The sequence below is a fragment of the Burkholderia diffusa genome (assembly GCF_001718315.1).
Classification (GTDB): domain Bacteria; phylum Pseudomonadota; class Gammaproteobacteria; order Burkholderiales; family Burkholderiaceae; genus Burkholderia; species Burkholderia diffusa_B.
Genome location: NZ_CP013362.1, coordinates 2745757 through 2763477, shown reverse-complemented (window position 1 = coordinate 2763477; position 17721 = coordinate 2745757). Strand labels below are relative to the sequence as shown.

18 protein-coding genes are annotated in these 17721 nt (G+C 67.8%); 10 read left to right on the top strand and 8 right to left on the bottom strand.

The window, feature by feature from the left end; translation table 11 throughout:
- Positions 1-28 precede the first annotated feature (28 nt).
- The 4 genes from WI26_RS12745 to WI26_RS12730 all read right to left on the bottom strand — a co-directional run bounded on the left by WI26_RS12745 (position 29) and on the right by WI26_RS12730 (position 2934).
- Complete coding sequence (locus WI26_RS12745) at positions 29-475, bottom strand: nuclear transport factor 2 family protein (RefSeq protein ID WP_006749968.1); 447 nt, start codon at positions 473-475, stop codon at positions 29-31.
- 115 nt (positions 476-590) lie between these two features.
- Complete coding sequence (waaF, locus tag WI26_RS12740) at positions 591-1628, bottom strand: lipopolysaccharide heptosyltransferase II (RefSeq protein ID WP_059465704.1); 1038 nt, start codon at positions 1626-1628, stop codon at positions 591-593.
- 137 nt (positions 1629-1765) lie between these two features.
- Positions 1766-1960 (bottom strand): zinc-finger domain-containing protein, encoded by a 195-nt coding sequence (locus tag WI26_RS12735; RefSeq protein ID WP_006749970.1) that lies wholly within the window; start codon positions 1958-1960, stop codon positions 1766-1768.
- Between the two features lie 50 nt (positions 1961-2010).
- The gene (locus WI26_RS12730) at positions 2011-2934 is read right to left on the bottom strand and encodes a branched-chain amino acid transaminase (protein WP_059447778.1); all 924 of its coding nucleotides are present in this window, start codon (positions 2932-2934) and stop codon (positions 2011-2013) included.
- 205 nt (positions 2935-3139) lie between these two features.
- Here WI26_RS12730 and WI26_RS12725 point away from each other — a divergent pair, with 205 nt between their 5' ends.
- From WI26_RS12725 to WI26_RS12715, 3 genes are all read left to right on the top strand, one after another.
- On the top strand, positions 3140-3895 hold the full coding sequence (locus tag WI26_RS12725) for an AzlC family ABC transporter permease (protein ID WP_059465703.1): 756 nt from the start codon (positions 3140-3142) through the stop codon (positions 3893-3895).
- Positions 3892-4215, top strand: a complete 324-nt coding sequence (locus tag WI26_RS12720; protein WP_059511805.1) for an AzlD domain-containing protein — start codon at positions 3892-3894, stop codon at positions 4213-4215. The genes WI26_RS12725 and WI26_RS12720 overlap by 4 nt, the downstream gene beginning before the upstream one ends.
- A 280-nt stretch (positions 4216-4495) precedes the next feature.
- The gene (locus tag WI26_RS12715; protein ID WP_059465701.1) at positions 4496-5692 is read left to right on the top strand and encodes a phosphoglycerate kinase; all 1197 of its coding nucleotides are present in this window, start codon (positions 4496-4498) and stop codon (positions 5690-5692) included.
- A gap of 154 nt (positions 5693-5846) precedes the next feature.
- Here WI26_RS12715 and WI26_RS33245 read toward each other — a convergent pair whose 3' ends face one another.
- Positions 5847-5975 (bottom strand): hypothetical protein, encoded by a 129-nt coding sequence (locus tag WI26_RS33245; RefSeq protein WP_256097633.1) that lies wholly within the window; start codon positions 5973-5975, stop codon positions 5847-5849.
- Here WI26_RS33245 and pyk point away from each other — a divergent pair.
- The 6 genes from pyk (at position 5974) to WI26_RS12685 (ending at position 12768) form a co-directional block, all read left to right on the top strand.
- The gene (pyk, locus tag WI26_RS12710) at positions 5974-7410 is read left to right on the top strand and encodes a pyruvate kinase (RefSeq protein WP_059447904.1); all 1437 of its coding nucleotides are present in this window, start codon (positions 5974-5976) and stop codon (positions 7408-7410) included. The two genes, WI26_RS33245 and pyk, sit on opposite strands and share 2 nt — an antisense overlap.
- A gap of 308 nt (positions 7411-7718) precedes the next feature.
- On the top strand, positions 7719-8783 hold the full coding sequence (gene fba / locus WI26_RS12705) for a class II fructose-bisphosphate aldolase (RefSeq protein WP_069226095.1): 1065 nt from the start codon (positions 7719-7721) through the stop codon (positions 8781-8783).
- Between the two features lie 234 nt (positions 8784-9017).
- Positions 9018-9908, top strand: a complete 891-nt coding sequence (locus WI26_RS12700) for a phosphoribosylaminoimidazolesuccinocarboxamide synthase (protein WP_059465699.1) — start codon at positions 9018-9020, stop codon at positions 9906-9908.
- A gap of 17 nt (positions 9909-9925) precedes the next feature.
- The gene (gene purE, locus WI26_RS12695) at positions 9926-10447 is read left to right on the top strand and encodes a 5-(carboxyamino)imidazole ribonucleotide mutase (protein WP_059447773.1); all 522 of its coding nucleotides are present in this window, start codon (positions 9926-9928) and stop codon (positions 10445-10447) included.
- 87 nt (positions 10448-10534) lie between these two features.
- Positions 10535-11728, top strand: a complete 1194-nt coding sequence (locus WI26_RS12690; protein ID WP_069226094.1) for a 5-(carboxyamino)imidazole ribonucleotide synthase — start codon at positions 10535-10537, stop codon at positions 11726-11728.
- A gap of 11 nt (positions 11729-11739) precedes the next feature.
- Positions 11740-12768: an L-threonylcarbamoyladenylate synthase gene (locus WI26_RS12685; protein WP_059465697.1), complete on the top strand. Its 1029-nt coding sequence runs from the start codon at positions 11740-11742 to the stop codon at positions 12766-12768.
- 88 nt (positions 12769-12856) lie between these two features.
- On the opposite strand, the gene WI26_RS12680 is transcribed toward WI26_RS12685, so the two are convergent.
- From WI26_RS12680 to dacB, 3 genes are all read right to left on the bottom strand, one after another.
- Entirely contained in the window at positions 12857-13993 is a 1137-nt protein-coding gene (locus WI26_RS12680; protein ID WP_069226093.1) for an SGNH/GDSL hydrolase family protein, read from the bottom strand.
- A 93-nt stretch (positions 13994-14086) separates the two neighbouring features.
- Positions 14087-15001 (bottom strand): sterol desaturase family protein, encoded by a 915-nt coding sequence (locus WI26_RS12675; RefSeq protein WP_069226092.1) that lies wholly within the window; start codon positions 14999-15001, stop codon positions 14087-14089.
- A gap of 339 nt (positions 15002-15340) precedes the next feature.
- Entirely contained in the window at positions 15341-16873 is a 1533-nt protein-coding gene (gene dacB / locus WI26_RS12670; RefSeq protein WP_069226091.1) for a D-alanyl-D-alanine carboxypeptidase/D-alanyl-D-alanine-endopeptidase, read from the bottom strand.
- A 183-nt stretch (positions 16874-17056) separates the two neighbouring features.
- Here dacB and WI26_RS12665 point away from each other — a divergent pair, with 183 nt between their 5' ends.
- Positions 17057-17719: a response regulator gene (locus WI26_RS12665; RefSeq protein ID WP_040141750.1), complete on the top strand. Its 663-nt coding sequence runs from the start codon at positions 17057-17059 to the stop codon at positions 17717-17719.
- The last annotated feature ends 2 nt before the right edge of the window (positions 17720-17721 follow it).

The following is a 17721-nucleotide window of genomic DNA, read 5'->3' as shown; positions in this document are numbered from 1 at the left end:
CCCCGCTAATGCGTTGCTTCGTTCTTCGTCAGTGCAGCGGACCCTGCCCGTGACGGATCTTCGCGGCGAATTGTCCGGCCGCTTGTTCGGGAATCGGGCTCGCGTGAATATGCGCGATGCGCCACTCGCCGCGTTCGTGGATCATCACGTACGTGGCAAAAACCATGTCCGGTTCGGCCGTCAGGTCGGCCTGCTGGTGCGCTTCGGCGATTGTGTAGACGACGGTGCCGAGACTGTCGTATACGCGGATGTCGAGCGGCTCGATCGTCACGGGACGCGTCGCGAGGCGGTTCGCCAACCCGCTGCGGATCTGGTCGAGGCCGTGCAGATGCTCGCCGTCGGCCCAGACGCAGCTGGCGAAGTCCTCGTCGATCCACAACCCCAGCAGCGCGTCGAGATTGGCATCGGCGACGGCCTGGTAGTAAGCGTTCAGCGTATCGGCAGCGGCTTCGAAAAGGCGGGCAAAACGTGGCATCGGGGTTATCTCTCGCGCGCGTCGCGCGCCGTATTCAGCACGGCGGCCCAGGTGGAGCTGCCGTACACCGGTGAATCGGATTGCCCGGCGCGTCGTGCGACGCTGCCGGCCAGGGTCAGCGCTGCCCGACGAGCATGCCGCGCAAATCGCCGAATACCTGCTCGGGACCGAGTTCGCGCAGGCAGTTCAGATGGCCGAGCGGGCACTCGCGTTGGAAGCAGGGACTGCATTCGAGATGCAGCCATTGTACCTTCGCCAGCTCCGACAGCGGAGGGGTGTGGCGCGGATCCGTCGAGCCGTACAGCGCGACGAGCGGCCGGCGCAACGCGGCCGCGACGTGCATCAGCCCGGAATCGTTGGTCACGACCGCGTTCGCGCGCGCGATGAGCGCGCACGCCTCGGACAGCGACGTCTGCCCGCACAGATTGCGCACGTTCGGCGCGTGGTCGGCGATCGCCTGCGCGGCGGCGGCGTCCTTCTGCGAACCGAGCGCGACGATCTGCGTGTACGGGAACGACTGGTGGACGATCGTCGCGAGCGTCGCGAAATGCTCGGGCGGCCAGCGCTTGGCCGGGCCGTATTCCGCGCCGGGGCAGAACACGACGAGCGGCTTTCGCGTATCGAGATTGAAACGTGCGGACACGCGCGCCGTCTCGTTCAGGTCGGCGTCGAGGCGCGGCGCGGGCAGCGTCTTCATCGACTCGGGCAGCTTCGCGCCCGGCGCATACGCGAGCGCCGCGTAGTGGGTCGTCATCGGCGCACGCTCGGCCGACTTGTCGGGGTTCGCGTGCCGCACGTTCAGCAGGCCGTAGCGGTGCTCGCCCGTGTAGCCGATACGTAGCGGGATGTTCGCGAGCCACGGGATCACCGCGGACTTCAGCGAATTGGGCAGCACGTACGCCGCGTCGTAGCCGACGTCGCGCAGGTCGGTCGCGAGCTGCCAGCGGCGCAGCAGCTGCAGCTTGCCGTGCGCGAGGTCGGTCGCGTAGACATCGTGGATCTCGGGCATCCGCTCGAGCACGGGCGCGACCCACGTGGGCGCGACGGCATCGATCGCGATGCGGGGATGGAGCTTCTTCAGCAGCGCAAAAAGCGGCTGCGCCATCAATGCGTCACCGATCCAGTTCGGTGCGATAACCAGCGCTCGACGCATCAGGTCGACTTCCGATGTCGTAATGAAGCACGGCGCGCATGCACCGCGTTCGGGTTGTCAGAACAGGAAAAGGGCGGCGCGCCGGGGTTCCGGCTGCGCCGCCTCGCGTGCGGCGGGCCCGCGGGCCCGGCAGGGGCTCAGTGGCCCTTGACCACCTCGCCGTCGCGCAGCTTGTAGCGCGTGCCGCAGTACGGGCAGCGTGCCTCGCCGTGCGATACGTCGATGAACACGCGCGGGTGCGCGCTCCAGCGCGCCATGGCGGGGTTCGGGCAGTAGGCGGGGAGATCCTTGGCCGTCAGTTCGACCAGCGGCATTTCCTTGATTTCACTCATGAGACTTTCTCTTATCACTCTTTTGTGGGGCGGTCGGTGGCGCAGCGCGCTCAGACCTTCGTCAGCCAGTGCGCGTACTTCGCGTTCTTGCCCGACACGATATCGAAAAATGCCGACTGGAGCTTTTCCGTGACCGGGCCGCGCGCGCCGCTGCCGATCGTGCGGTTGTCGAGCTCGCGGATCGGCGTGACTTCGGCGGCCGTGCCCGTGAAGAACGCTTCGTCGGCCGTGTAGACCTCGTCGCGCGTGATGCGCTTCTCGATCACCTCGATGCCGGCGTCCTTCGCGAGCGTGATGATCGTGTCGCGCGTGATGCCGTCGAGGCACGACGACAGGTCCGGCGTGTACAGCTTGCCGTTGTTCACGAGGAAGAAGTTCTCTCCGGAGCCCTCGGACACGTAGCCGTCGACGTCGAGCAGCAGCGCTTCGTCGTAGCCGTCGGCGGTTGCTTCCTGGTTCGCGAGGATCGAGTTCACGTACCAGCCCGACGCCTTCGCGCGCACCATGGACACGTTCACGTGGTGGCGCGTGAACGACGACGTCTTCACGCGGATGCCCTTCGCGAGGCCGTCCTCGCCGAGATACGCGCCCCACGGCCATGCGGCGATCGCGACGTGGATCGTGTTGCCCTTCGCCGACACGCCGAGCTTTTCCGAGCCGACCCAGATGATCGGGCGCAGGTAGCACGACTCGAGCTTGTTTTCGCGCACGACTTCGAGCTGCGCGGCTTCGAGCGTTTCCCGGTCGAACGGCACGTCCATCTGGAAGATCTTCGCCGAATTCAGCAGACGCTTGGTGTGCTCGCGCAGACGGAAGATCGCGGTGCTGCCGTCGGCCGTCTTGTACGCACGCACGCCTTCGAAGACGCCCATGCCGTAGTGCAGCGTATGGGTCAGGACGTGGATCTTGGCGTCGCGCCAGTCGATCAGCTTGCCGTCCATCCAGATCTTGCCGTCGCGGTCGGCCATTGACATAGGATTCTCCTGGGAAGCGGTTGTACAGCGGGTTGTGTGCAGCATTGAGCCGGAAAGACGCTTATTTTAGCGTCATTTGAAGGCGATCCGGTCGATCGGCACAGGGGCGGCGCTATAATCGCCCGGTACCGATTCCAATAACGACGGGTCTTACCGGCAGGAGGCGCCGGCGGCCCGGCGAACTGCCCGCCGCGGCCCGCTTCCCATGCTCGCTCGATTGTCCGCCACCGACCGCTTCGCGCTGATCCAGGGCGCGCGCGACTATTCCCCGACACTGATGGCGATCCTGTCCTGGGGGCTCGTCACCGGGGTCGCGATGAGCAAGTCGGTGATGACCCTCGGGCAGGCGAGCGCGATGTCGATCTTCGTCTACGCGGGCTCGTCGCAACTGGCGGTGCTGCCGCTGCTCGTCGCGAAGCTGCCGATCTGGACGATCCTGCTCACGGCCGCGATGGTCAACCTGCGCTTCGTGATCTTCAGCGCCGGGCTTGCGCCCCATTTTTCCTACCTGCCGCTGTGGCGGCGCCTCGCGATCGGCTATTTCAACGGCGACGTGATCTACCTGCTGTTCCAGAAACAGGGCTTCGCGTACGGCCACGTGCCGGGCAAGGAGGCGTATTTCTGGGGGATGGCGCTCGCGAGCTGGGCGTCGTGGCAGGTGTCGTCGCTCGCCGGCATCCTGCTCGCGAGCTTCTTTCCCGCGAGCTGGGGGCTGGAGCTGGCCGGCACGCTCGCGCTGCTCCCGATCATCGTGTCGGCGGTCGCGAACCGCTCGACGGTCGCGGCCGTTGCCGTCGCGGGCATCGTGTCGCTGATCGCGTTCGACTTGCCGTACCGGCTCGCGCTGCCGATTGCGGTGCTGGCAGCGCTCGCGGCCGGCTGCACGGCCGATTTCTTCGTCGAACGCGCCGACTGGCGCCGCATCCGCACCGAAACCGTGCACGAGAAGGAAGTCGAATGAGCGCGACGGAAATCTGGATCGTGATCGTCGGGATGACGATCGTCACCGCCGTCACGCGTGCGCTGTTCCTGATCGGCGGCGAACGCACCGTGCTGCCCGAGCGCGCGCAGCGCGCGTTGCGCTACGCGCCGGCCGCCGCGCTCGTCGCGGTCGTGCTGCCCGACGTGCTCGAAACGCCGGCCGGGCTGTCGTTCGCGCTGTCCAACCATCCGTTCTATGCCGCGCTCGCCGGCCTCGGCTGGTTTTTGTGGCGGCGCAGCATGCTCGGTACGATCGTTGTCGGCATGCTCGTCTTCACCGTCCTGCGGCTGATCTTCTGACGAATCGCCGTGTCGGTCCACCGGGCGTCGGCGACCGGCGCGCATGTATTGCTGCATTGCGGAAATATGTCGGCGGCCGCGCGCGATCCCAAATAGGCGGAATTCGCCGCCGCACGGGTCAGTCTGCCGGACGGATCGGCTAGAATGCCCGTTCGAGATTTTTTACCCGTGCGCGTCATGCGAACCGCCAGCCACGGCCGCATCCGGCGCCCTTTCGCGGCAGCCCGCGCACGTCCAGCGTGAACCCCCTTTCCCCATCCACTACTTCAATCTGTTCAACATGAGCCAAGTCAAGCGTCTTACCGACCTGATCGCCGCCGGCCAGCTCGCCGGCAAGCGGGTGTTCATCCGCGCCGACCTGAACGTCCCGCAGGACGATCACGGCAACATCACCGAAGACACGCGCGTGCGCGCGTCCGTGCCGGCCATCAAGGCCGCGCTCGACGCCGGCGCGGCCGTGATGGTCACGTCGCACCTCGGCCGTCCGACCGAAGGCGAATTCAAGCCGGAAGACTCGCTCGCGCCGGTCGCGAAGCGCCTCGCCGAACTGCTCGGCCGCGACGTGCCGCTCGTGTCGAACTGGGTCGAGAACGGCGTGAACGTCGCGCCGGGCCAGGTCGTGCTGCTCGAGAACTGCCGCGTGAACAAGGGCGAGAAGAAGAATTCGGACGAGCTCGCGCAGAAGATGGCGAAGCTCTGCGACGTCTACGTGAACGATGCGTTCGGCACCGCGCACCGTGCGGAAGCGACCACCCACGGGATCGCGAAGTACGCGCCGGTCGCGTGCGCGGGCCCGCTGCTGGCCGCCGAACTCGACGCGCTCGGCAAGGCGCTCGGCAACCCGGCTCGCCCGCTGGTCGCGATCGTCGCCGGCTCGAAGGTGTCGACCAAGCTCACGATTCTGAAGTCGCTCGCCGGCAAGGTCGACCAGCTGATCGTCGGCGGCGGCATCGCGAACACGTTCATGCTCGCGGCCGGCCTGTCGATCGGCAAGTCGCTCGCGGAAGCCGACCTCGTCGCCGAGGCGAAGGCGATCATCGACGAGGCACGTGAGCGCGGCGCGTCGGTGCCGATTCCGACCGACGTCGTGACGGCCAAGGAATTCTCGCCGACGGCGGCGGCCACGGTGAAGCAGGTCGCCGACATCGAAGCGGACGACATGATCCTCGACATCGGCCCGGATACGGCCAAGGCGCTCGCCAGCCAGCTCGAGAAGGCCGGCACGATCGTCTGGAACGGCCCGGTCGGCGTGTTCGAATTCGACCAGTTCGGCAACGGCACCAAGACGCTCGCCGACGCAATCGCCAAATCGTCCGCGTTCTCGATCGCAGGCGGCGGCGACACGCTCGCGGCCATCGCGAAGTACGGCATCCACGACCAGGTCAGCTATATCTCGACGGGCGGCGGCGCCTTCCTCGAGTTCCTCGAGGGGAAGAAGCTGCCGGCAGTGGAAGTGCTCGAAACGCGGGCGGCCTGAGCGTGGCGGCGCGCGCAGGGGTGAGGGCCGCGCGCTCCGCGAAGGCGGAGCAGCCGGCCGGCGCGGGCAAGCGCAAACGCGCGCCCGCGCGGGCGAACTCGACCCCGCGCGCACCGGCGGCCGCCGGCGACGCGGTCGTGCAGCACCACGAGATTCAGAACAAAGCGATGCCGGGCGCAAGCACCGGCACGCCCCCCGGAACGGCCGCCGCTGGGCCTGCCGATTCCGGCTCTCGCAGCGTTTCACCCAGCGCATCCACCTTGATCCAGATGAGGAGTTTCATGCAGCGCGCCACCAAGATAGTCGCCACGATCGGCCCGGCTTCCAGTTCGCCGGAGATTCTGCTGCAGATGATGCAGGCGGGCCTCGACGTCGTGCGGCTCAACTTTTCGCACGGCACGGCCGACGATCACCGCCAGCGCGCCGAGATGGTGCGCGAGGCCGCCCGCAAGGTCGGCCGCGAGATCGCGATCATGGCCGATCTCCAGGGCCCGAAGATCCGCGTCGGCAAGTTCGAGAACGGCAAGACGACGCTCGTGCCGGGGCAGGCCTTCATCCTCGACGCGGGCTGTGAACTCGGCAACGACGAGCGCGTCGGCCTCGACTACAAGGAACTGCCGCGCGACCTCAAGCCGGGCGACCTGCTGCTGCTGAACGACGGCCTGATCGTGCTGACCGTCGAGCGCGTGCTCGGCGACGAGATCCACACGATCGTCAAGGTGGGCGGCGAGCTGTCGAACAACAAGGGCATCAACCGCCAGGGCGGCGGCCTGTCGGCGCCCGCGCTGACCGCGAAGGACATGGAGGACATCCGCACGGCGATGTCGCTCGGCGCGGATCTCGTCGCGGTGTCGTTCCCGAAGAACGCAACGGACATGGAAATGGCGCGCCAGCTCGCGAACATCGCGGGCGCGCCGTACGGCATCAAGCCGAAGATGATCGCGAAGATCGAGCGCGCGGAAGCGATTCCGGCGCTGCAGAGCATTCTCGACGCGTCCGACGGCATCATGGTCGCGCGCGGCGACCTCGCGGTGGAAGTCGGCAACGCGGCCGTGCCGGCGCTGCAGAAGCGCATGATCCGGATGGCGCGCGAATCGAACAAGCTCGTGATCACCGCGACGCAGATGATGGAGTCGATGATTCACGCGCCGGTGCCGACCCGCGCGGAAGTGTCGGACGTCGCGAACGCGGTGCTCGACGGCACCGACGCGGTGATGCTGTCGGCCGAGACGGCCGCCGGCAAGTACCCGGTCGTCACGATCGAGACGATGGCGGCCGTGTGCGTCGAGGCGGAAAAGTCCGAGCACGTCGAGCTGGACAAGGATTTCCTCGACCGCACGTTTACGCGGATCGACCAGTCGATCGCGATGGGCGCGCTGTTCACCGCGTATCACCTGGGTGCCAAGGCGATCGTCGCGCTGACCGAATCGGGCGCGACCGCGCTGTGGATGTCGCGTCACTACACGCACGTGCCGATCTTCGCGCTGACGCCGCGCGTCGGCAGCGAGCGCACGATGGCGCTGTACCGCAACGTGACGCCGCTGCACGTCGACTTCAACAGCGATCGCGACTCGGCGCTGCAGGCCGCGCTCGAGATCGTCGTCAAGCAGGGCTACGTGCAGCACGGCGACATGGTCGTGCTCACCGTCGGCGAGCCGATGGGGCAGGCGGGCGGCACCAACACGCTGAAGATCGTGCGGGTCGGCGAGCATTACTGAGCACCGGCATGCACCGGGCCGGCCGTTGACCGGTCCACCGGCCGCCCGGGCGATCGGGCACCGTTTTCTGACGAAAGCCGCGCGGGGTCTGATGCCCCGCGCGGCTTTTTTTCTGTTTTTTGCCCGGATTGTGCCGTGCGAAGGTAACAAATTGCGAGTACGCGCCACCGGCCGGTCGGAATCGGAGGCGCTTCGCGATAAAATGCGGCTATTCGACGCTCAGCCGCGCCGTGCCGTCCCGCTTTCGACGGGGCCGAGCGCCGCGCCGGCGTCAGGGCGCACCGGTTTTCATTCCAAGGAGTTCCACAATGCCTCTCGTATCAATGCGTCAATTGCTGGACCACGCGGCAGAGCACGGTTACGGCCTGCCGGCCTTCAACGTGAACAACCTGGAGCAGGTCCAGGCGATCATGGCGGCGGCGGATCAGGTCGGCGCGCCCGTGATCATGCAGGCATCGGCCGGCGCGCGTAAGTACGCGGGCGAGCCGTTCCTGCGTCACCTGATCGAAGCGGCGGTCGAATCGTATCCGCACATCCCGGTCGTGATGCACCAGGACCACGGCCAGTCGCCGGCCGTCTGCATGGCCGCGATCCGCAGCGGCTTCACCAGCGTGATGATGGACGGTTCGCTCGAAGCCGACGGCAAGACGGTCGCCTCGTACGAGTACAACGTCGAGGTGTCGCGCAAGGTCGTCGAGATGGCGCACTCGATCGGTGTGACGGTCGAGGCCGAACTCGGCGTGCTCGGCTCGCTCGAGACGATGAAGGGCGACAAGGAAGACGGCCACGGCGCGGAAGGCACGATGACCCGCGAGCAACTGCTGACCGATCCGGAGCAGGCCGCCGACTTCGTGAAGCTCACGCAGTGCGACGCGCTCGCGATCGCGATCGGTACGTCGCACGGCGCGTACAAGTTCTCGAAGAAGCCGACGGGCGACATCCTGTCGATCCAGCGCATCAAGGAAATCCACGCACGCATCCCGAACACGCACCTGGTGATGCACGGCTCGTCGTCGGTGCCGCAGGAACTGCTGGCCGAGATCCGCGAATTCGGCGGCGACATGAAGGAAACCTACGGCGTGCCGGTCGAGGAAATCCAGGAAGGCATCAAGCACGGCGTGCGCAAGATCAACATCGACACCGACCTGCGCCTCGCGATCACCGGCGCGATCCGCCGCTGCATGTTCGAGAACCCGGGCAAGTTCGATCCGCGCGACTACCTGAAGCCCGCGCGCGAAGCGGCAAAGAAGGTGTGCGTCGACCGCTACCTCGCGTTCGGCTGCGAAGGCCAGGCCGCGAAGATCAAACCGGTCTCGCTCGACAAGATCGCCGAGCAGTACAAGTCCGGCGCGCTTGCGCAGGTCGTGCGTTGAGACTGTAGTACGATTGCCCCGCCCGGTCTTGCCGCCGCGGCGAGGGTGGCCGCCCCGGCGCCGGATTCGATCCGGCCCTTGGAGCGACCGTTCCGTCCGGCCGAACAAGGGCCGGCCGGCAACCGGCGGGCCTGATCGCCGGCCGGTTGCCGACGCATTGCAAGACCGCCGTTCCCGCCTGCCGCGGGGAACGGCGTTTCCCTTTTTGTTTGGCTCCTTATCTGCGAAAAGACGATGTCTACCCTTTACGAATCCACGCTCCGCTCGCTGCCGCTCCTCGGTCGCGGCAAGGTCCGCGACAACTACGCGGTCGGCAACGACAAGCTCCTGATCGTCACGACGGATCGCCTGTCGGCATTCGACGTGATCATGGGCGAGCCGATTCCGAACAAGGGCCGCGTGCTGAACCAGATGGCGAACTTCTGGTTCGACAAGCTCGCGCACATCGTGCCGAACCACCTGACGGGCGACGCGCCCGAAGCGGTCGTCGCCGCCGATGAAGTCGAGCAGGTCAAGGGCCGCGCCGTGGTCGTCAAGCGCCTCGAGCCGATCATGATCGAGGCGGTCGTGCGCGGCTACCTGGCCGGCAGCGGCTGGAAGGAATACCAGCAGTCGGGCGCCGTGTGCGGCGTGAAGCTGCCGGAAGGGCTGCAGAACGCGCAGAAATTGCCCGAGCCGATCTTCACGCCGGCCGCGAAGGCCGAACTCGGCGAGCACGACGAGAACATCACGTTCGAGGAAACCGAGCGCCGCATCGGCACCGAGCTGGCGGCGACGATCCGCGACATCTCGATCAAGCTGTACAAGGAAGCGGCCGATTACGCGGCGACGCGCGGCATCATCATCGCCGACACGAAGTTCGAATTCGGCCTCGACAATCACGGCAAGCTGTACCTGATGGACGAAGTGCTGACCGCCGACTCGTCGCGCTTCTGGCCGGCCGACCAGTACCAGGTGGGCACCAATCCGCCGTCGTTCGACAAGCAGTTCGTGCGCGACTGGCTCGAGGCGCAGCCGTGGGGCAAGACCGCGCCGGCGCCGGCGCTGCCGGCCGACGTCGTCGAGAAGACGGCCGCGAAGTACCAGGAAGCGCTCGAGCGCATCACCGGCCAGCCGCTCGCCTGAAGGAAGGAACGCACGAAATGAGTGAAGTCCAGACTGCCCACACGCACAGCGCGCCGCTCGTCGGCGTGCTGATGGGTTCGAGTTCCGACTGGGACGTGATGAAGAACGCGGTCGCGATCCTGCAGGAATTCGGCGTGCCGTACGAAGCGAAGGTCGTGTCCGCGCACCGGATGCCCGACGAGATGTTCGACTATGCGGAGAAGGCGCGCGAGCGCGGGCTGCGCGCGATCATCGCGGGCGCCGGCGGTGCCGCGCACCTGCCCGGCATGCTGGCCGCGAAAACCACGGTGCCGGTGCTCGGCGTGCCGGTCGCGAGCAAGTACCTGAAGGGCGTCGATTCGCTGCACTCGATCGTGCAGATGCCGAAGGGCGTGCCGGTCGCGACGTTCGCGATCGGCGAGGCCGGCGCCGCGAATGCGGCGCTGTTCGCGGTGTCGATTCTGTCCGGCACGTCGGTCGACTACGCGAACCGCCTCGCCGCGTTCCGCGTGCGCCAGAACGAAGCCGCGCACGCGATGGTGCTGCCGCCGCTCGAATGACGGTGCACCGGCGGCCGCACTGCCATTCCGGCGGCCGCCTGATCCTCCCCACTGCGGCGGGGTTGCCCGCCGCGACCGACCACTGACATGACCGCAACTCCTGATTCCGTTTCCCCGATCCTGCCCGGCGCGTGGCTGGGCATGGTCGGCGGTGGCCAGCTCGGCCGCATGTTCTGCTTTGCCGCCCAGTCGATGGGCTATCGCGTCGCCGTGCTCGATCCCGATCCGACGAGCCCCGCCGGCGCGGTCGCCGACCGTCATCTGCGCGCGGCCTACGACGACGAAGCCGCGCTCGCCGAACTGGCCGGGCTGTGCGATGCCGTGTCGACGGAATTCGAGAACGTGCCGGCCGCGAGCCTCGATTTCCTCGCGCGCACGACGTTCGTCGCGCCTGCCGGCCGCTGCGTCGCGGTCGCGCAGGACCGAATCGCGGAGAAGCGTTTCATCGAGGCGTCGGGCGTGCCGGTCGCCCCGCACGTCGTGATCGAATCAGCCGCGGCGCTCGCCGCGCTCGACGATGCCGAGCTCGACGCGGTGCTGCCGGGCATCCTGAAGACGGCGCGCCTCGGCTACGACGGCAAGGGCCAGGTGCGCGTGAGCACCGCGCGGGAAGCGCGCGACGCGCATGCATCGCTCGGCGGCGTGCCGTGCGTGCTCGAAAAGCGCCTGCCGCTGAAATACGAAGTGTCCGCGTTGATCGCGCGCGGCGCGGACGGCCGCTCGGCCGCATTCCCGCTCGCGCAGAACGTGCATCACAACGGCATCCTCGCGCTGACCGTCGTGCCCGCGCCGGCCGCCGATGCCGCGCGCGTCGAGGAGGCGCAGCAGGCAGCCGTCCGGATCGCCGATACGCTCGGCTACGTCGGCGTGCTCTGCGTCGAATTCTTCGTGCTGGAAGACGGCTCGTTCGTCGCGAACGAAATGGCGCCGCGCCCGCACAACTCTGGCCACTACACGGTCGATGCGTGCGCCACGAGCCAGTTCGAGCAGCAGGTGCGCGCGATGACGCGCATGCCGCTCGGCAACCCGCGCCAGCATTCGCCCGCCACGATGCTGAACATCCTCGGCGACGTGTGGTTCCCGAACGGTGCGTCCGAGGCTGTCACGCCGCCGTGGGACACGGTCGCCGCGATGCCGGCCGCGCACCTGCACCTGTACGGCAAGGAAGAAGCGCGCGTCGGCCGCAAGATGGGTCACGTGAACTTCACGGCGCCAACGCGCGACGAAGCCGTCGCCGCCGCCACCGCGTGCGCGCAACTGCTGCGCGTGCCGCTCGACTGAGGCGCCAGCCGATGTCCATCGATCTTCCGAATTCCGTGACGCCCGCGCAGATCGACGCGGCCGCCGCGTTGCTCGACGCGGGACAACTCGTCGCGTTCCCGACCGAAACTGTCTACGGGCTCGGCGGCGATGCGGCGAATCCCGAGGCCGTCGCGCGCATCTACGCGGCGAAGGGGCGCCCCGCGAACCATCCGGTAATCGTGCACCTGCCGCCAGGCGGCGATCCCGGTTACTGGGTCGAAGATCTGCCGGCCGATGCACAGGCGCTGATCGATGCATTCTGGCCGGGCCCGCTGACGCTGATCCTGAAGCGCCATGCGCGCATTCCGGACGCCGTGAGCGGAGGCCAGGATTCGGTCGGCCTGCGCTGTCCGTCGCATCCGGTCGCGCAGGCGCTGCTGGCCGCGTTCAGCGCACGGCGCGGCGGCCATGGCGGCGTCGCCGCGCCGTCCGCGAACCGCTTCGGGCACGTGAGTCCGACCACCGCACAGCACGTGCGCGACGAATTCGGCGACACCGTGCACGTGCTCGACGGTGGTCCGTCGGAGGTTGGCATCGAATCGACGATTCTCGACCTGTCGCGCGGCTTCCCCGCGCTGCTGCGTCCGGGCCACGTGACGCCGCAGCAGATCGCCGACGTGCTCGGCCGCGCGCCGCGCCTGCCCGACGGCAGCGATGCGACCGCGCCGCGCGCGTCGGGCACGCTGAAGGCGCATTACGCGCCGCGTACGCCGCTCGCGCTGCTGCCGTTCGATGCGCTCGAGCCGCTGCTCGCGGCCGCGCAGACCGACGGCGAACGTGTCGCGCTCGTCGCACGCGCGTCGCGCGCGGGACGCTGGGCCGAAGCCGACGGCGTGCATTTCGTCGCGGCGCCGGAAGACCCGCAGGCGTACGCGCGCGACCTGTACGGCATGCTGCGCGCGCTCGACCGCGCGCAGGTCGCACGCATCCTCGTCGAGAAACTCCCCGAGACCGTCGAGTGGATCGCGGTGAACGATCGTCTCGGTCGCGCGGCGGCGGCGTTCGAAGCGCGCGACTGACGCCGCCGTTCGCATTCGGCGAGCCAGAAAAAACGCCTGACCGGCACGAACCGGTCAGGCGTTTTCGTTTGCGCGCGTGGCTGGCGGCTTACTTGCCGACGCCGGACTTCGCGATCTGCTGTTCGACGTATTGCGCGAACAGCGCGTGCAGGCGCGTGGTCGGATGGACCGTATCGGCGAACATGTACGTCTGGTCCGCGTTGGCGGTCGTGTAGGTCTGCGGCGAGCAGAACAGCGACGAGCCGAAGGCGGTCGCGTTCGCGACGCCGTACTGCGTTGCGGCCTGAACCATTGCCTTCAGGTTGCACGCCGTATCGGTATTCGACACGCTGAAGCCGTTCGCCTGGTAGTTGGCCGCGATGCCGTCCTGCCACGTAAACGCGTCGACCACTGCGTATTTCGTCGTGTCGACCTTCAGCGCGGCCAGCGTGCCGACCAGCGTCTGGTTGAAGAGGCCCGACAGTTGCGTGAACGCGGCCTGCGTGCCGCCTTGCAGCGCGAGCGGCGTGCCGCCGATGTCCGGCACGGTTGCGACGAACACGTGCGTCGCGCCGGCCGCGACGATCTGCTGAACGATGCCGCCGAGCTGCTGCGCGGCGAGGCCGATCGCCTGCGCGGCCGCGAGTTGCGCGGCCGGCGTGTTGCCTTGCGCCTGCGCGACTTGCGCCTGATAGAAGATGTCGTTCGCGCCGCCGTTGATCAGCACGATCTGGCCGGCGTTGAAGCTGCCGTGCTGCGACAGGTACTGCTTGACCTGATCGGCGATCGGCGTCGTCGTCGCTTGTGCGTAGTCAGAGTTCGCGACGCTGGCGTCCGCGTGGCCGATGCCCGGTTGCAGCGTCACGCGCGAGCCGCCCTGCGCGTAGCCGAGGCCGCCCGTGGCCTGCAGCGGAATGCCGAAGCCGCCCTGGTTCGCGGGTTGCAGCGTGTCGCCGTAGTACTGTGCGACGTCCTGCGTCCACACCTGGCCGGGGTTGGTCGTGAAGCGGCCGCCGCCGAAGCCGAGCTTGATCTGCGAGTAGGTGCCGGCGTCCGACAGGCTGTCGCCGAACGACACGATCTGCATCTTCACGCCGGACGGCGGCGTGTTCGACGCGCTGTTGTTGTTGTCGTCACCGCCGCCGCACGCGGCGAGCAGCGCGAGCGCGGCGCCCGCGATCGCGACCTGCGCGGTGCGCAACAGGCGTTGACGGTGGCGCGTCGGGATTTGTTGTTGTGACTGCATCGTTCGATCTCCTCGTAGATATGGCCCGATGTGTTTCTCATCTGCCGCGCGCCGGCTCGGATCCGGCGGCACGGCGGCCGTTGGCTGAAACGGTTATTGGTCGCGAACGGCCGCAAGCGGCACGGTGCGCGGATCGTGATTCGCGGCCTCGGCGATCTGCGCATGATAAGCGCTCGCCCATTCGGGCGGGCCGAAAACAGCGCGCAGCTTGTTGCGCCATCCGCGGACGCGCAACGCGTCGGCCGCCATCGACACCCACTCGTGAAACGTCGCGACGAGCGGGTTGTTCGAGCCCAGCGGCTCGACGATTCCGTATTGCGGCGGGTCGTCGGGCGACTCCTCGACGTAGCTGCCGAACAGGCGGTCCCAGATCACGAGCACACCTGCGTAATTGCGGTCGATGTAGCGCGGGTTGCGTGCATGGTGCGCGCGATGGATCGACGGCGTGTTGAACACGTATTCGAGCCAGCCGAGCTTGCCGATCGCCTGTGTGTGCACGAAGAACTGGAACGCGAGGTTGATCAGCACGATGCCGACGATCTGCTGTGGCGGAAAGCCGAGGAATGCGAGCGGCAGCCAGAACGCCCACATGCCCGCGACCGGATACATCAGGCTCTGCCGGAACGCGGTCGAGAAATTCATCCGCTCGGACGAGTGATGCACGACGTGCGCGGCCCACAGCCAGCGCACGCGATGGCTCGCGCGATGGAACACGTAGTAGAGGAAGTCCTGGCCGACGAACAGCACGGCGAATGACAGCCAGCCGTCGTGCCACGTGAACAGCCGGAAATGTGCGTAGCAGTACGCATAAACGGGGATCACGAACAACCACGCGAGCTTGTCGGCGCCCTGGTGCATCAGGGCGAGCACAGCGTTGCACAGCGTGTCGCGCCACGCATAGACATGGTCCTGCGCACGCGTGCGGGCGAGGTGCCAGGCTTCCCACGCGATGCAGAGCAGGAAGACGGGCGCCAGCGCGAGCAGAAGCAATTCGACGTCGAATCGCATGGACGTGTCTCCTCCTTTCCCCTGCAAGCCGTGAGGCCGAGTGTACGGCCCGTTGTAGATATCGGTCAGGCCAACAGCCTACGCAATCGCCACGCGCTAGGCGAGGGGGCAGCGTAGAGGGTTCCCTCTGAGGACAGGGTTTCTACGGAAGTCATGCGGAACGGGGCCGTGCGGTGCGGCCCCGTTTTATGGTCAGCACCCGCGGGCGGTGTGCGGTGTGCGGGCGGCCGATGCCGTTTCAAACGTGCCGGCGCGATTTCGGTGCCGTGCGGCCCGGCGGATATTGCTGTCCCGCGATCGAAGCTAGCCGGCAGCGGGGCGCGGGCGCCACGTGCGTCGTCAATGCGCGCCCGCGTAGACCCATTCGAGCAGCGTGTCGTGCGCGGCGCGCGCGGCTTCGGCGTGATCGTCGTTGATGAAACTGACGACGATGTAGCTCTGGCCGTCGGCGCCCGCGACGTAGCCCGCGATCGCGCGCACGTCGCGCAGCGTGCCGGTCTTGATGTGCGCGTTACCGAGCACGCCGGCATTGGTCAGGCGGTTCTTCATCGTGCCGTCGATGCCGGCGATCGGCAGCGAGTCGATGAACGCCTGCGCGACGGGGCTCGCGTTCGCGGCCTGCAGCAGCGCGGCGAGCGACTGCGCGCTCACGTGCTCCTCGCGCGACAGGCCCGAGCCGTTCTCGAGCTCGAGGTCGGGCATTGCGATCCCGCTCTTCTGCAGGAACGCGCGAATCGCGCGGCTCGACTGCTCGGGTGTCGCCGGGGGCTTGCCGGCGGCCGCGCCGATCGTCAGGAACAGGTTGCGCGCCATCACGTTGTTGCTGAACTTGTTGATGTCGTAGACGATGCTGCCGAGCACGGGGCTGTGATGGACGGCGAGCGGGCGCGCGGAGGTCGGAACCTTGCCTTCGCTGACGGGGCCAGCGATCGTGCCGCCGTCCTGCTGCCACAGCGCGAGGAAGCCGCGCGCGAAGAACGTCGTGTGATCGAGGATCGCGAGGTTGGTCGTGTGCGCGCCGCAGCGCAGCGGATAGTCGCCGACGAACGATGCGGTCATGATTCCGCCGCCCGCCGACAGGGTCGGACGCGCGGCCGCGGCGGCCGCGCCGCACGACCCCGTGCCTTCGTACAGCTGATTGTCGATCGACAGGTTCGCGAGCGGCGGCAGCACGTCGACGGCGACCTTGCCGTCGTCGCCCGGCGTGACCGTAAACGACACGGCCTTGAACGCATACAGCAGCGGATCGGGGCCGACGTTGTACGGTGCGCTCGCGTCGTCGTCGAACGACGGCAGGTCGCGCGTCGACGCGGCGAAATAGCTCTTGTCGAGCACGAGGCCGCCGGCCACGCGCTTGATGCCCGCCTTGCGGAGCTTGTCGACGAGGTCGATCAGTTCCTCCGGCACGAGCTTCGGATCGCCGGTGCCCTTGATGTACAGGTTGCCCTGCAGCGTGCCGTCCGGATCGACCGGGCCGTCCGCATACGCGGTGGTGCGCCAGCGGTAGTCGGGGCCGAGGATCGACAGGCCCGAGAAGGTCGTGACGAGTTTCATCGTCGACGCCGGCATCATCGGCCGGTTCGCGTTCCAGGCGATCAGCGGCTCGGGATCGCCGACGCGCTCGACGACAACGCTCATCGCCGATGCCGGCACCTTCGCGCGCTGCAGCGCGACGAGCACCGACGCCGGCAGGCCGGCCGCCCGCGCGGCGGGCGACACCACGGCCGTCTTGCGCGCTTCCTTGTGGGACTTCTTGCGGGCCTGCGCGGACGGTGCGAACGCAAGGGCCGTGCAGGTGGCGACGACGGCGGCCGCGCGCAGGAAGGGGCGGGCGCGGGGGGCGAACCGGGCGGAAAGATCGGCAATCGGCATGGGCGAATACGGGAAAAGCACGGGATTCGGGAGTGGCGCGCGCGGCGCCGGAGCGCACATTGTAGAGACAAGTGCGGACATGTCCGTTGCAATCTGCCTTTCTATTGCATTGCACGGGGCGCATGCGATTCGCGGCGCTACAATGGTCGCCATGTTTCACTCGCCCGATGGGTTCCAGCTCCGATGCGGATTCTGCTTGTTGAAGACGATCGAATGATTGCCGAGGGCGTACGCAAGGCGTTGCGCGCCGATGGCTTCGCGGTCGACTGGGTGCAGGACGGCGACGCCGCGCTCACGGCGCTCGGCGGAGAGACGTACGACCTGCTGCTGCTCGACCTCGGCCTGCCGAAGCGCGACGGCATCGACGTGCTGCGCACGCTGCGCGCGCGCGGGCTGTCGCTGCCGGTGCTGATCGTCACCGCGCGCGATGCGGTCGCCGATCGCGTGAAGGGGCTCGACGCGGGCGCCGACGACTACCTCGTCAAACCGTTCGACCTCGACGAACTGGGCGCGCGGATGCGCGCGCTGATCCGCCGTCAGGCGGGGCGCAGCGAGTCGCTGATCCGTCACGGCGCGCTGACGCTCGATCCCGCGTCGCACCAGGTGACGCTCGACGGCGCGCCCGTCGCGCTGTCCGCGCGCGAGTTCGCGCTGCTCGAGGCGCTGCTCGCGCGGCCCGGCGCGGTGCTGTCGAAGAGCCAGCTCGAGGAAAAGATGTACGGCTGGGGCGAGGAGATCGGCAGCAACACGGTCGAGGTCTACATCCACGCGCTGCGCAAGAAGCTCGGCTCGGATCTGATCCGCAACGTGCGCGGGCTCGGCTACATGGTCGTCAAGGAAAGCTGACG

Excerpts from the sequence above, each read along its gene's own strand:
- WI26_RS12720 (WP_059511805.1), top strand. The coding sequence starts at position 3,892 with ATGAGCGCGACGGAAATCTGGATCGTGATCGTCGGGATGACGATCGTC.
- WI26_RS12685 (WP_059465697.1), top strand. The coding sequence starts at position 11,740 with ATGTCCATCGATCTTCCGAATTCCGTGACGCCCGCGCAGATCGACGCG.
- WI26_RS12735 (WP_006749970.1), bottom strand. The coding sequence starts at position 1,960 with ATGAGTGAAATCAAGGAAATGCCGCTGGTCGAACTGACGGCCAAGGAT.
- WI26_RS12675 (WP_069226092.1), bottom strand. The coding sequence starts at position 15,001 with ATGCGATTCGACGTCGAATTGCTTCTGCTCGCGCTGGCGCCCGTCTTC.
- WI26_RS12745 (WP_006749968.1), bottom strand. The coding sequence starts at position 475 with ATGCCACGTTTTGCCCGCCTTTTCGAAGCCGCTGCCGATACGCTGAAC.
- fba (WP_069226095.1), top strand. The coding sequence starts at position 7,719 with ATGCCTCTCGTATCAATGCGTCAATTGCTGGACCACGCGGCAGAGCAC.
- WI26_RS12665 (WP_040141750.1), top strand. The coding sequence starts at position 17,057 with ATGCGGATTCTGCTTGTTGAAGACGATCGAATGATTGCCGAGGGCGTA.
- WI26_RS12715 (WP_059465701.1), top strand. The coding sequence starts at position 4,496 with ATGAGCCAAGTCAAGCGTCTTACCGACCTGATCGCCGCCGGCCAGCTC.
- pyk (WP_059447904.1), top strand. The coding sequence starts at position 5,974 with ATGCAGCGCGCCACCAAGATAGTCGCCACGATCGGCCCGGCTTCCAGT.
- waaF (WP_059465704.1), bottom strand. The coding sequence starts at position 1,628 with ATGCGTCGAGCGCTGGTTATCGCACCGAACTGGATCGGTGACGCATTG.
- WI26_RS12690 (WP_069226094.1), top strand. The coding sequence starts at position 10,535 with ATGACCGCAACTCCTGATTCCGTTTCCCCGATCCTGCCCGGCGCGTGG.
- dacB (WP_069226091.1), bottom strand. The coding sequence starts at position 16,873 with ATGCCGATTGCCGATCTTTCCGCCCGGTTCGCCCCCCGCGCCCGCCCC.
- WI26_RS12680 (WP_069226093.1), bottom strand. The coding sequence starts at position 13,993 with ATGCAGTCACAACAACAAATCCCGACGCGCCACCGTCAACGCCTGTTG.
- WI26_RS12700 (WP_059465699.1), top strand. The coding sequence starts at position 9,018 with ATGTCTACCCTTTACGAATCCACGCTCCGCTCGCTGCCGCTCCTCGGT.
- purE (WP_059447773.1), top strand. The coding sequence starts at position 9,926 with ATGAGTGAAGTCCAGACTGCCCACACGCACAGCGCGCCGCTCGTCGGC.
- WI26_RS12725 (WP_059465703.1), top strand. The coding sequence starts at position 3,140 with ATGCTCGCTCGATTGTCCGCCACCGACCGCTTCGCGCTGATCCAGGGC.
- WI26_RS33245 (WP_256097633.1), bottom strand. The coding sequence starts at position 5,975 with ATGAAACTCCTCATCTGGATCAAGGTGGATGCGCTGGGTGAAACGCTG.
- WI26_RS12730 (WP_059447778.1), bottom strand. The coding sequence starts at position 2,934 with ATGTCAATGGCCGACCGCGACGGCAAGATCTGGATGGACGGCAAGCTG.